The organism is Novosphingobium sp. 9, assembly GCF_025340265.1.
In the GTDB taxonomy this organism is placed as follows: Bacteria; Pseudomonadota; Alphaproteobacteria; order Sphingomonadales; family Sphingomonadaceae; genus Novosphingobium.
The window spans coordinates 2,797,095-2,809,894 of record NZ_CP022707.1 but is presented as its reverse complement, the minus strand read 5'-3'; the positions used below and the strand labels follow the sequence as shown (position 1 = coordinate 2,809,894).

Genomic DNA, 12,800 nt, shown 5'->3' with positions numbered 1-12,800 from the left:
CCTTCCGTCGTTATCGATAGAGCTGGGGCAGCGTCTGCCGCAGGCGCGCGATCTTGGGCAGGTCGTAGCGGCGGATGTAGCTGTCGGTCGGGTGGCGCTGGAGATAGTCCTGATGCCATGTCTCCGCCGGGTAGAACGCGGCGGTCTCGATCGTCGTGGTCAGCGGCTGCGGGAAGACATGCGCGGCGTCGATCCGGGCGATATAGGCCTTGGCCAGCGCGGCCTGCTGCGGGCTCTGCGGGAACACGGCGGAGCGGTAGGACGGCCCTCGGTCGGGGAACTGGCCGCCGCGCTCGGTCGGATCGTGCGCCACCTGGAAGAACACGCGCAGCAAGGTGCCGTAGCTGACTTTCGAGGGATCGTAGACGACGCGCACCGCCTCTGCATGGCCGGTGCGTTCGGTGGAGACGGCGCTGTAGTTCGCGGTCTGGCGGGTGCCGCCTGCATAGCCTGCCGTCACGTCGCGCACGCCGCGAACGTGCTGGAACACGCCCTCGATCCCCCAGAAGCAGCCGCCTGCGAACACCGCGACCTGCTTGCCCGAAGCAGCGGGTTCGGGAGGTGGCGCGGGGAAATTGCCGCCGGGAGTCGCCGCGCCGGCGACAGTGCCCAGGGCGGTGCCGATGGTCAGGACAATGGCGGCAATCGCAGTCTTGGCAGGCATGGACGGTACTCCGGTCAGCCCCCGGAACCTGTCATGTCGGAAGCGCGGGGCCGTTCGACAAGCCCCGGGCGCCTTTCATAGCGTTCGCGTCGTCGCGCGTTCGATCAGCACCGGCGTGGTGATCTCGCTTTGCGCACTGCCGCCGCCGATCAGCGCCGTCAGCTTGTCGACCATCAGCTTTGCCCCCAGCGCGATCTCCTGCCGGATCGTGGAGAGCGGGGGCGAGGTATGCGCGGCGAGCGGCAGGTCGTCGAAGCCGACGATCTGGATCTCGCGCGGGACCGCGCGGTTGAGCCCGTGCAGACAGCGCAGCGCCGACATCGCGATGAGGTCGGACGCGGCGACGATGCCGTCGATTTCGTAGAGCGGTTCGGACAGGGCGGCCTGGATCAGTGGGTCCATTTCCTCACCGGCAAGGCGCGCGGGGATATGGACCAGCGGCACGCCTGCCGCCTCTGCCGCTGCGCGCGCGCCGCGATGGCGCATCTCGATCTCGATGCCTTGCGTCACGCCCATGAACGCCAGCTTCTTCGCGCCCGAGGCGATCAGGCGTTCGGCGGCGAGGCGTCCACCCAGCTCGTTGTCGGTGCCCACCGTCACATGGTGTTGCCCCGCGCGGTGATGGCCCCAGACCACCATCGGGCGATAGCTGCGCGAGACCTGCTCGATTACCTCCCACTGGTCCGACTGGCCGATCACCAGCACGCCATCGACCATGCCCGAACCGGTGATCCGCTCCAGCCAGTCCGACGTGCCATCGGGAATCGTGCGGCTGAGCATGAGGTCATAGCCGCTCTCGGTCATCGCATCGGCCAGATGGCCCAGCAGCGTGAGGAAGAACGGGTCGGAAATCTGCTGGCGCTTCTCGTGGCCCAGTGGGATGACCACGCCGATCACCCCGGTTCGGCGAGTGCGCAGCTTGCTGGCCATCTGGTTGGGGCGGAAGCCATGTTCGCGCGCCATCGCCTGGATGCGCTCGCGGGTTTCGGTGTTGACGAGTTCCTTGCCGGCCAGCGCCCGCGATACGGTGCCTGCCGATACGCCCGCCAGCCTGGCAAGATCCGCCAGCGTGCGCACATGTACGGGGTCTTCCTGTCCGTCTTCGCCGGACGCACCCCTGTTGTCTTTTTCGATCATGTGTTTTCAGCCTCTCCTGCAAGGACCCTTAGCACTGCCTTGGGCGCGGGGGGAAGGGTGTGTCGAACGGGATATGTCATGGCGTTTCGACTGCTCGTTGCGTGCCCTGTACGAAGCGCGTGGCGAGCGCGCCGGCCAGCATCAGCAGCCCGGCCAGCAGCAGGACATGGCGCGGGTCGTCGGTCAACACCGGGTGGAACAGCAGCGGCAGCGTCAGTGTCTCGATCAGCATCGGCACGACGATGAACAGGTTGAACAGGCCCATGTAGACGCCGTTGCGCTCCGGCGGGATGCAGCTTGCCAGCATGACGTAAGGGTTGCCCATCATGCCTGCCCAGCACAGCCCGATGCCCAGCGCCGCCAATGCCAGCACCGGCAGCGAGCCGCTCTGCGACAGCGCGATCATCGCACCGCCGCCTGCGCACAGGCACACGACGTGCATCGCGCGCGGGCCATGGCGGCGCACCAGCGGGATCAGCAGCAGCGCCGCCAGAATCGCCACGAGGTTGTAGGCCGCGCCCAGCTGTTGTGCGGTCAGCGTCGCGGCGCGGAAAGCGGGCGAATGCGCGGGAACCGACCCATAGAACCCGCGTGCCAGCGCATGGGCGACGTACTGCCAGTAGGCGAAGATCGCATACCACTGGCACAGCATCGGCAGCATCATCTGGCGCATCGGGCGCGGCATCTGCACGCAGGCGTCGAGCAGGTCGCGAAAGGGCGCCGCAAGGCTGCGGGGCAGCGTGTCGAGCCGGGCGCGCTCGGCGTCGTCCGGTGGCAGTTCGGGCACGCGCAGCACCGACCACACGATCGTCGCCAGCGAGATCACTGCGCCCAGCACGAAGGCCACCCGCACCACCGCCGGAATGCCGTTCGCATCCAGCAGGTTGCGGTCGATCACCGCAGTCAGCAGCGAGGGGGCGAGATAGGCGAGCGTCTGGGCAAGCCCGGTGAACGCGCTCTGGGTCAGGAACCCGGCAGGGCGCTGCTCGGGCGAGAGCCGGTCGGCGACATAGGCGCGGTAGGGCTCCATCGTCACGTTGTTGGCGGCATCGAGCAGCCACAGCAGGCTCGCCGCGATCCACAGCGCGGGCGAGAGCGGCATCGCGAACAGCCCCGCCGAACACAGCACCGCGCCGATCAGGAAATAGGGCACGCGCCGCCCGAAGCGGCTGCGGGTGCGGTCGCTCAGTGCGCCGATCAGCGGCTGGACGATCAGGCCGGTGACAGGCCCGGCGATCCACAGCAGCGGCATCGTCGCCTCGTGCGCGCCCAGCGCCGCATAGATCGGCGCCATGTTCGCCTGTTGCAGCCCGAAGCTGAACTGCAGGCCGAAGAACCCGAGGTTCATCTCGACGATCCGGGCCAGCGGCAGCTTTGGGCGTATCAGTTTTGCCTGTGTCGTTCTGGGCTTTTTCATGGTTTCGAGGCCCCCGCCCGGTGGTCCAGCAGGGCGATGGTACACCGGTTCTCCTGCTTCCCGCCAGCATCCTTTGCGGACCATTTTGAGCGCGATTTGTCTGTAAAACGATTGCATCATCGGTTAGTCGTGCCCGCAAAACGGGAGAGTGAAGAATGGACGAGCCGGCATCATGGCGCGCAGCCCTTAGTGGTATGGATGACCCCTTTGATATTGATGACCGGCCTATAGGTATTCGCGCGTGACGGCGCCGCTACGGTGGACGGCGGAACACCTGTCGGGGCTGGCGGCGGGCGACGTCGACCGCGCGCCGGTGATCGCGGCCTCGGATGTCTCTCGGGTCGATGCCGCGCTAGACGTGTGGGACGCCTGGCCGCTGGCGGATGGGCGGGGCGCGCCGGTGCCGTGGCGCGGGGGCGAGCTGTGGTTCGCGCTGACCGCGCCAGTGCTGGACGATCCCGAAGCGCGCCACGGCGTCGCGCGCATACACCACTATCATCGCCAGAACGGGGCATTCCTGCCGCTGGGGCCGACTTTCGCGGACGGCTTCACGCCCGGCAGTCGCGAATGGTCCGGCTCGGCCCGGTGCGACGAGGCGGGGCGCGTGACCTTGCTGTTCACGGCGGCGGGCGAGCGGGGGGAGCGGGCGCTCTCGTTCCGCCAGCGCCTGTTCGCCGCCGATACGATGCTGCGCGAGGCCAGCGATGGCGCGGCGTTCGGGGCATGGACGAACCTGCGCGAACTGGTCGCGCCACAGGGCGAGTTCTATCTCAGCGGCCATGACGCCAGCGGGCGCGCGGGCGAGATCAAGGCGTTCCGCGATCCGGCTCTGCATCGTACCGCGCAGGGCGAGGAGTACCTGCTGTTCACTGCGTCCTCGGCGCGCAGCGACAGTGCGTTCAACGGCGTGATCGGTCTGGCGCGCCGGGAAGCGGATGGCCGTTTTCGACGCCTGCCGCCGCTGGTCGATGCCAGCGGGACGAACAACGAACTGGAACGTCCGCACATCGTGGCGCACGGCGGACTGCTCTACCTGTTCTGGTCAACCCAGCGCCACGTTTTCGCGCCCGACATCTTTGCGCCGGGTATCGCGGCGCCGACCGGTCTCTACGGCGCCGTGGCAAGCGGTATCGAGGGGCCATGGACCTTGCTCAACGGCCATGGGCTGGTCCTCGCCAACCCGGTCTGCGAGCCGTTCCAGGCCTATAGCTGGTGGGTCCTGCCCGATCTTTCGGTCGCCAGCTTCGTCGATTACCGGGGGCTGGATGATAGCGCTGCCATCGCCAAGCCCGCAGGGCGCGCGCATTTCGGCGGCGGGTTTGCACCCTTCCTGCATTTGGCGCTTGATGGACCCCGTGCGGGTCTGGCACAGGCGCGCTCGTGATGCATGAACTGGCCGGTATCGAAATGGGCGGCACCAAGACCATCGTGGTCCTGGGACGGCCCGGACACATCCTCGAACGCGAGGAGTTTCCGACGACGACACCTGACGAGACGCTCGGCCGCGCGGCCGACCTGATCGCCGGATGGCAGAGCCGCGTGCCTGTCGATGCCGTGGGTATCGGCGCGTTCGGCCCGATCCGGGTCGCTACCACGGCGGCGGATTACGGCGTGATGCTCGATACGCCCAAGCCGGGCTGGCAGGGCGCGCCGGTCGTCGCGATGATTGCAGATGCGCTGGGCGTGCCGGTGGGTCTCGATACCGACGTCAACGCGGCGGCGCTGGCCGAGCACCGCATCGGCGCCGGGCAGGGCTGCGGCTCGCTGGTTTACCTGACGATCGGCACCGGCGTTGGCGGCGGCATCCTGATCGAGGGCGAGCCGATCCACGGCATGCTGCATCCTGAAGTTGGCCACATGCGCCTGCGCCGCGCGCCGGGCGACACGTTCGCCGGGGCCTGCCGCTTCCATGGCGATTGCGTGGAAGGACTCGTCAGCGGCCCGGCGCTCGCCGCGCGCTTCGGCTGCCACCCGGCCGAGATCCCCGTCGATCACCCCGGCTGGGACGCGGTGGCACACGATCTGGCGGAACTGTTTGCAGCGCTCATCATGTCGCTGTCGCCGCAGCGCATCGTTGTGGGCGGCGGCGTCAGCCAGCGTCAGCCGCACCTGCTGCCCGCCGCGATCACGCGCGTGCCCGCGCTGCTGGGCGATTATCTGCGCGATTGTGACCCGGCAACGCTGGAGGCGCTCGTCGTCCCGCCGCTGCTGGGCAACGATGCCGGGCCGACCGGGGCGCTGGTCGTCGCCGAGCGCGCGCTGGGCTAAGGCTTTGGCCTGAGGCCTTCGTCCCTCTCCCGATTGCATTTCACGCAGTTGTAATTTTGTTGCTTTTCGAGCGCGGGTCGCTGGGTTAGGACTTGGCGGTCCGGACACGCCCTGCGACCCGCCAGCTTCCCACAGGCGGTCTTCGCTGCCGTGTCCGCCCGCTCCCTTCGCGGGGAGCGGCCGAAGCTGCGGAGAGAAGCATGAGTGCCGGCGAGAAGACTGCAACTGCCCCCAAGACCTCCTCGAAAGCCAAGGGTGCCGAAGGGCCTGAGCCCGCGCTGACGGCTGCGCTGGCCGCCGCGATCCGCGATTCGCTGATGCCCGGCGATGCGCCGGTGTCGCCCGGCTGGGCGGACGAGGCCGCGCGCTTCCTGCTGACCGTCGCGACCACGCGCAAGGCCGCGACGCCCGCCATCGAACTGGCGAGCGCCGGTGCCGAGGACGAGCGCCGCATCCTGCGCCTTGCCATCGTCAACGACGATATGCCGTTCCTGGTCGACTCGGTCGCCGCCGCGCTCGCCGAAGCGGGGCTGGTGGTCGATCACCTCGCGCACCCGGTCGTCACCGTGACGCGCGACAAGAAGGGCGCGCTCGAAACCCTGTGCGCCGCCGCCGATCAGGGCACGCGCGAATCGATGATCTACATCGAGTGCGAGCGTGTCGATGCCCGCCACCGGCAGGATCTGCTCAAATCGCTCGAAGAGACGCTCGCCGATGTGCGCGCGGCGGTGAGCGACTGGCCGCAGATGGTCGCGGCGATGAAGGCCGATGCCGAAACGGTTGCCGATCCCGAAGGCGCGGACCTGCTGCGCTGGTTTGCAGGCGGCATGCTCACGCAAGTCGGCCATGTCACCCGCCGGCGGGACGAAAGCCATGCCGATGCGCTGGGCATCTGCCGTCGCGAGGATCGCTCGCTGCTATCCGACGCCAGCTATGCCCGCGCCTTCGAGGTGTTCGACGCACGACTGGCGGCGGGCGAGGTCGCCGCGCCGCTGGTGGTCAAGGCCAACCGCATCTCGCGCGTGCATCGCCGTGTGCCGCTGGACCTGTTCCTCGTCCCCGTCGTCGAGAAGGGCAAGCTGGTCGCGCTGTCGGTCCATGCCGGGATCTGGACGAGCGCCGCGCTCAGCGCCACGCCCGACCGGGTGCCGCGCCTGCGCGCGCAACTGGCGGCCATCGGCGCCCGGCTGGGGCTGGACCCGCACGGCCACAGCGGCAAGGCGCTGGCCCACGCGCTCACCAGCCTGCCGCACGATCTGGTGCTCGGCCTGCCGGGCGACGATGTGGAGCGACTGGCGACGACGATGAGCGCGCTGGTCGATCGCCCGCGCCCGCGCCTGCTGGTGACGCAGAGCCCGCTCTCGCGCCACCTCTTCGCCTTCGTGTGGCTGCCGCGCGACCTGCTCTCCACGCAGATGCGCCAGCGCATTCAGGCGATGGTCGAACAGGCCGCCGATGCGCCGACGCTCGACTGGAGCCTGCAGGTCGATGGCGGTACGCTGGCGATGCTGCGCTACACGCTTGATATCCGCGAGGGTTCGCGCGATCTGGATGAGGACGCGCTCGACCATCAGTTGCAGGTCATGCTGCGCGGCTGGCCCGAGGCGGTTGAGGCGGCGCTGGTGCAGCAGGGCGAGACCTTGCGGGCCGCCGCCATCGCCGCGCGTTATGCCGATGCCTTCCCGATCGGCTATCGCAGCGATTACGGCGCCGCCGAGGCGGCGACCGACATGATCCAGCTGCGCCGCCTGCTCGCCACGGAAGGGGCGGGCGAGCTGGACGTCGATCCCGATGCCCCGGCGCTCCAGCGCGGCGTGCGGCTCTATCGCCATGCCGACGATGCCGCAGGACGCCTGCGCCTGAAAGTCTACCAGATCGGCGGCGGTTTGCCGCTGTCCGACGCCGTGCCCGCACTGGAGAACTTCGGTTTCCGGGTGCTGGCCGAAGTGCCGACCCGGCTTGAGGCGGGCCGCACCGCGACGATCCACGATTTCGTGCTCGAAGGGATGGGTGGTCAGTCCCTCGACGGTGCGCTGGATCGCGCGACCCTGATCGAGACGGCGCTGGCGGGTGTGCTCAACGGCGAGGGCGAGAACGACGCCTTCAACCGCCTCGTCCCCGGCCTTGGCCTGACGGGGCGCGAAATTCACTGGCTGCGCGCCTGGTATCGCTACTTGCGGCAGGCGGGCACGCATTACGGCATTCCCACCGTGGTCGACGCGCTTCTCGGCGCGCCTGCGGTCACGCAAGGGGTGCTCCAGCTGTTCGTCGCCGCGCATGACCCGGAGTTTGCAGGCGACCGCGAGGCCGCCCATGCCGAGGCCGACGAGGCGATCCGCACCGGCCTTGCCGCCGTCAGCTCGATCAATGCCGACCGTCTGCTGCGCGCCTACCGCGCGGTGGTGGAGGCGATGCTGCGCACCAATGCCTTTGCGCCTGCGGGCCAGATCGCGCTCGCGTTCAAGTTCGACAGCGCGAAAGTTCCGGGCCTGCCCAAGCCGCTGCCCTGGCGCGAGATCTTCGTCTATTCGCAGCGGGTCGAAGGCATTCACCTGCGCGCCGGGCCGGTCGCGCGCGGGGGCCTGCGCTGGTCAGACCGTCGCGACGATTTCCGCACCGAGATTCTTGGCCTGATGAAGGCCCAGCGCGTCAAGAACGCGGTGATCGTGCCGACCGGCGCCAAGGGCGGCTTCTATCCCAAGCAGTTGCCCGATCCTGCGGTGGACCGCGCGGGCTGGGCCGCAGAAGGGCAGGGCAGCTACGAGGTGTTCATCGACACGCTGCTCTCGATCACCGACAATATCGTCGGCGACAAGGTGGTCCACCCGGCAGGCGTGACCGTGACCGACGGCGAGGACCCGTACTTCGTGGTGGCGGCGGACAAGGGCACGGCCAAGTTCTCCGACGTCGCCAATGCCATTGCGGCAGAGCGTTCGTTCTGGCTCGACGATGCCTTCGCCAGCGGCGGCTCGAACGGCTATGACCACAAGGCGATGGGCATCACCGCCAAGGGCGCATGGCTCTCGGTGCAGCGTCACTTCCTCGAAATGGGCGTGGACGTGCAGTCCGAGCCGGTGCGCGTGGCGGGTTGCGGCGACATGTCGGGCGACGTGTTCGGCAACGGCATGCTGCTCTCGAAGTCGATCAAGCTGGTCGCCGCCTTCGATCACCGCCACATCTTCCTCGATCCCGACCCCGACGCGGCGAAGAGCTGGGCCGAGCGCGCGCGCATGTTCGCGCTGCCGCATTCGAGCTGGGACGATTATGACAAGGGGCTGATCTCGCCCGGCGGCGGGGTGTTCCCGCGCTCGATGAAGTCGATCCCGCTCAGCCCCGAAATGCGCAAGGTGCTGGGCTTCGATGTGGCCGAAGTGGACCCGGAATCGCTGATCTCGGCGATCCTGTGGGCGCCGGTGGACCTGCTGTGGTTCGGCGGCATCGGGACGTATGTGAAGGCCTCCACCGAAAACAACGCGACCGTGGGCGATCCCGCCAACGACGGCCTTCGCGTCAGCGCCAACGAAGTGCGTGCCAAAGTGATCGGCGAGGGCGCGAACCTTGGCATCACGCAGGCCGCGCGCATCGAATTTGCGCTGAAGGGTGGCCGCATCAACGCCGACTTCATCGACAATTCGGCAGGCGTCGACTGCTCGGACAACGAGGTGAACATCAAGATCGCGCTCGCCGCGGCGGGCCGCGCGGGCAAGCTGCCGCTGGCCAAGCGCAACGTGCTGCTGGCCGAGATGACCGACGAGGTCGCGCACATCGTGCTGGAGGACAACCGCCTTCAGGCCATGGCGCTGTCCATCGCCGAGCGCGGCGGGGCGGCGGCCACCGCCTCGCTGCTGCGCCTGATCGAGACGCTGGAGGAAGGCGGGCATCTGGATCGCCGCACCGAAGGCCTTGCCGAGAACGAGGTACTCACCCGCCGTGCGCTCGACGGGCAGGGGCTGACCCGGCCCGAGCTGGCGGTGCTGCTCTCCAGCGGCAAGCTGGTGCTGCAGGATGCCATCGAGCACAGCGCGCTCGCCACCGATCCGGCGCTGTCGGACCTGCTGTTCGGCGCCTTCCCGCAGCCGATGCAGGACAAGTTCGCCCGCTTCATCAAGGGGCATCGCCTTGCCGGGGAGATCGTCGCGACCAAACTGGCGAACCGCATCGTCAACCGCCTCGGCATCGTCCATCCCTTCGAACTGGCCGAGGAAGAAGGCGCCAGCCTTGCGCAAGTCGCCGCCGCCTTCGCCGTGGCGGACCGGCTCTATGGCCTGTCTGCCATCTGGCGCATGCTGGAGACGGCGGACATGCGCGAGCCGACGCGCATCGCCCTGTTCGACAAGCTGGCGGTCGCCGTGCGCGGGCAGATGGCGGACCTCCTGCGCGCAGGTGCCGGACGCACCGCGCCGGGCGATCTGATCGAGCGTCTGACCAAGGGCGTCTCGGCACTGGCGAAGAACACGCACGACCTGCTGGGCGAGGCCGCCGCCGCGCACTCGCGCCGCCTCCACGCCGATCTCGTCGCGCTGGGCGCGCCCGAGGACGTGGCGGGTATGGTCACGCATGTCTACGACCTCGACGGCGCGGTGGGCATCGCCGATCTCTCCGCGCAGACCGGGCACGAGCCGCGCAGTCTGGCCGATGGCTTCACCCGCATCGGCGCCGCGCTCGGCCTCGACTGGGCGCAGTCGACCGCGGCGATCATGGCCCCGTCCGATCCGTGGGAGCGCCTGCTCGTCGCCGGTCTCGCACGCGATTTCCAGCAGATGCGCTTCGACTTCCTGCGCGGGCTGGCCGCCGCCGCACCCTCCGGCAAGCTGCTCAAGCGCCACCACTTCGAGCCGGTGGCGGCAGTGGATGCATGGTGTACCGAGCACACGATCGCGCTGCGGGCGTTCCGCGCGATGGTCGCCCGCGCCGAAACCGCGCTGCCGATCACGCCCGCAATGCTGGCCCAGATCGCCAGCCAGGCGCGCAACGTGCTGGCGCGGTGAAGGTCGGGGTCGGGGGTTCAGGGGGTTAAGGGATATCGGCAGGGGGCCTTGCCCCCTGCACCCCCGGAACGTCTTCCGGCGCTGCCTTTGGTTTGTGGGGCAGGCTTTGTGTCCTGCCGCCCATGCCCCCTTTGACGCCACCGCTCCTTCATTTCGTCATCCCCGCGAAGGCGGGGATCCAGCTTCCTTACGCAGCGTCGGACTGGATCCCCGCCTGCGCGGGGATGACGAAAGTAAAAGCTTAGCGATAAAGCGCGAAGCGCTCGCCACGCATCAAGCCTTGCGTCGGGAGACGTAACGGGGGTGCAGGGGGGCTCTGCTCCCCTGCGTTATCCTTCCCCTTCTTCCCTACCTCAAAACCCTCACGCGAACCGCTTCGCCACCGCGCGCGCGATCGCCGGGCCGAACAGCAGGATCGCGGCCATCCGCACGGTCTGGAGCGTCAGCACGAAGGCGACGTTTACCGGCGAGCTGGCGGCGATCACGGCGATGGCGGCCATGCCGCCGGGGCTGGTGGCGAGGTAGGCGGTGGGGATGTCCACCCCGGTCGCCCAGTGGAGCGCAAGGCCAAGGCAGAAGCAGCCCGAGATCATCGCCAGTACCGAGATCGCGACGGGCAGCAGCGCCGCGCGGGCCTGCTGGATGGTCTGCGGGGTGAAGCGGGCGCCGATGCCCCAGCCAACGATCATGTAGGCCGCCGCCAGCACGATTTGCGGCAGCGCGAGGTGCGGGATCAGCCCGGCGATATTGAGCACGGTGCCCAGGATCAGCGGGCCGAGCAGGTCTCCGGCGGGCAGGCGTACCAGCCGTCCGAGGAACGCGCCGACAACGCACACGCCGACCGAGGCGAGCGCGCCGTGGAGGTCGATCGGCCAGAACCACGGGTCGTGCACGGGGGCGGGCGCAGGCGCGGTGCCGCCGCCATGCGCGCCCAGCACCAGCGAGAGCACGGTCGCGCCGATGGCGACCATCAGCATGCGCAGGTACGTCATGAAGGCGACGAGGCGGTAGTCCGCGCCGCTGTCGCGCGCCATCAGCACCATCGCGGTGGCAAGTCCCGGCGCCGAGCCCCAGACGGCGACCGCTCCCGGCAGCACGCGCATTCGGGCGAGCACCACGCCGGTTCCGAACGCGACTGCCAGCGTCGCCAGCGCCGCGCCGACGAACAGCGCGCCGTTCCTAGCCATCTGCGGCACGATCTCTGCCCCAGCGAGGAGGCGATCAGGCAGCCGATCACCGCCTGCGAGGCGACGAAGGGGCTTTGGGCACCTTGATCTCGACCCCGTTCACCGCGAACAGGATCGAGGCGACCATCGGCCCCATCATCAGCCCGGCGGGAATGCCGATCAGGTCCATTCCGCCTGCGAGCAGCGCAGAGAGCGCGATCAGCACGCACCAGCGCAGCGGGGCGGATCGGGTGAGCAGGGCGATCATCGGGTCTGGCAGCAGCCTTGTTGCGGCGAGAGGGAGGCAGGACGACGCTCCTGCCTGCAAGGGGATGCAGGTGCAAGCATCGCGGCAAAGCTTTGTTCCGCCTGTTCGCGGTTCGGATGGCCTGATGGTCTCCGGTGCCTTGCCCTTCTGAAGGGCAAGGGATGGTTAGCGATCATAACCCTCTCCCTTTCAAGGGAGAGGGTTATGAGAGGGGAGCGCGCGGTATAAACCCCTCTCAACTACGGCTAGGCAGCAAGCAGCCAAGCCTGCGTACCTCTCCCCTCAAGAGGAGAGGGGATATGTCCACAATGGGGCGTTTACGGACCAGCCGTTTATGCCTGTCGCGGCGGCAGGCGCTCTTACTCCAGCGGCAAGGCTCGCGCGCGTTTCACCGTTTCCAGCACAATCAGCGACTGGACATCGCGTACGCCGGGGATGCGCACGAGTGTCTTGAGAGTGATCTGCGAGAGATGTTCGACATCGCGAGCGACGACGTGGACAAGGTAGTCCATCTCGCCCGTCACCGCGTGACAGGCGATGACGTAGGGATGCGCGTCGATTGCGCTTTCGAAACGGCGGATGCTTTCGTCCGAATGGGCTTCCAGGTTGATCAGCACATAGGCGTCGAGTTCCAGCCCGATCCGGCGCGGGTCGATCACCGGGATGTAGCCTTGGATCGTGCCGTCCTCTTCCAGATGGTGGATGCGGCGGCTGACCGGGGTGGCCGATAGGGACACCCGTTCGGCAATCTGCGCCACCGGCATGCGAGCATCTTCCTGAAGCGCGTCGATGATTGCACGGTCGAACGCATCGAGCGGCATGGTTCCTCTCCCTTTGCGGGGGTTCTTGGTGGAATCCACTCTAGCGGATCGGTGCGGGGTCAGCAATTCAC

Annotated in this window: 9 protein-coding genes; 3 read left to right on the top strand and 6 right to left on the bottom strand. The window is 68.4% G+C overall.

Features of this window, described 5'->3' with window-relative positions; translation table 11 throughout:
* Positions 1-10 precede the first annotated feature (10 nt).
* The 3 genes from msrA to CI805_RS13710 form a co-directional block, all read right to left on the bottom strand.
* Complete coding sequence (gene msrA, locus CI805_RS13720; protein ID WP_260924415.1) at positions 11-664, bottom strand: peptide-methionine (S)-S-oxide reductase MsrA; 654 nt, start codon at positions 662-664, stop codon at positions 11-13.
* 75 nt (positions 665-739) lie between these two features.
* Entirely contained in the window at positions 740-1,801 is a 1,062-nt protein-coding gene (locus tag CI805_RS13715; RefSeq protein WP_260924413.1) for a LacI family DNA-binding transcriptional regulator, read from the bottom strand.
* Positions 1,802-1,877: 76 nt separating this feature from the next.
* A complete protein-coding gene (locus CI805_RS13710) occupies positions 1,878-3,218 on the bottom strand; it encodes an MFS transporter (RefSeq protein ID WP_260924411.1) in 1,341 nt (446 codons plus the stop codon).
* A 241-nt stretch (positions 3,219-3,459) separates the two neighbouring features.
* Between CI805_RS13710 and CI805_RS13705 the strand changes: the two genes are divergently transcribed.
* From CI805_RS13705 to CI805_RS13695, 3 genes are all read left to right on the top strand, one after another.
* The gene (locus CI805_RS13705; RefSeq protein WP_260924409.1) at positions 3,460-4,602 is read left to right on the top strand and encodes a glycoside hydrolase family 68 protein; all 1,143 of its coding nucleotides are present in this window, start codon (positions 3,460-3,462) and stop codon (positions 4,600-4,602) included.
* Positions 4,602-5,486, top strand: coding sequence for an ROK family protein (locus CI805_RS13700; protein ID WP_260924407.1), 885 nt, complete (start codon positions 4,602-4,604; stop codon positions 5,484-5,486). Before CI805_RS13705 ends, CI805_RS13700 begins: the two co-directional genes overlap by 1 nt.
* A gap of 200 nt (positions 5,487-5,686) precedes the next feature.
* Complete coding sequence (locus CI805_RS13695) at positions 5,687-10,474, top strand: NAD-glutamate dehydrogenase (protein ID WP_260924405.1); 4,788 nt, start codon at positions 5,687-5,689, stop codon at positions 10,472-10,474.
* A gap of 362 nt (positions 10,475-10,836) precedes the next feature.
* Here CI805_RS13695 and CI805_RS13690 read toward each other — a convergent pair whose 3' ends face one another.
* From CI805_RS13690 to CI805_RS13680, 3 genes are all read right to left on the bottom strand, one after another.
* Complete coding sequence (locus CI805_RS13690) at positions 10,837-11,661, bottom strand: AbrB family transcriptional regulator (RefSeq protein ID WP_260924403.1); 825 nt, start codon at positions 11,659-11,661, stop codon at positions 10,837-10,839.
* 46 nt (positions 11,662-11,707) lie between these two features.
* On the bottom strand, positions 11,708-11,908 hold the full coding sequence (locus CI805_RS13685) for a hypothetical protein (RefSeq protein WP_260924401.1): 201 nt from the start codon (positions 11,906-11,908) through the stop codon (positions 11,708-11,710).
* A 359-nt stretch (positions 11,909-12,267) separates the two neighbouring features.
* Positions 12,268-12,729 (bottom strand): Lrp/AsnC family transcriptional regulator, encoded by a 462-nt coding sequence (locus tag CI805_RS13680; protein WP_260924384.1) that lies wholly within the window; start codon positions 12,727-12,729, stop codon positions 12,268-12,270.
* Between the last annotated feature and the right edge of the window lie 71 nt (positions 12,730-12,800).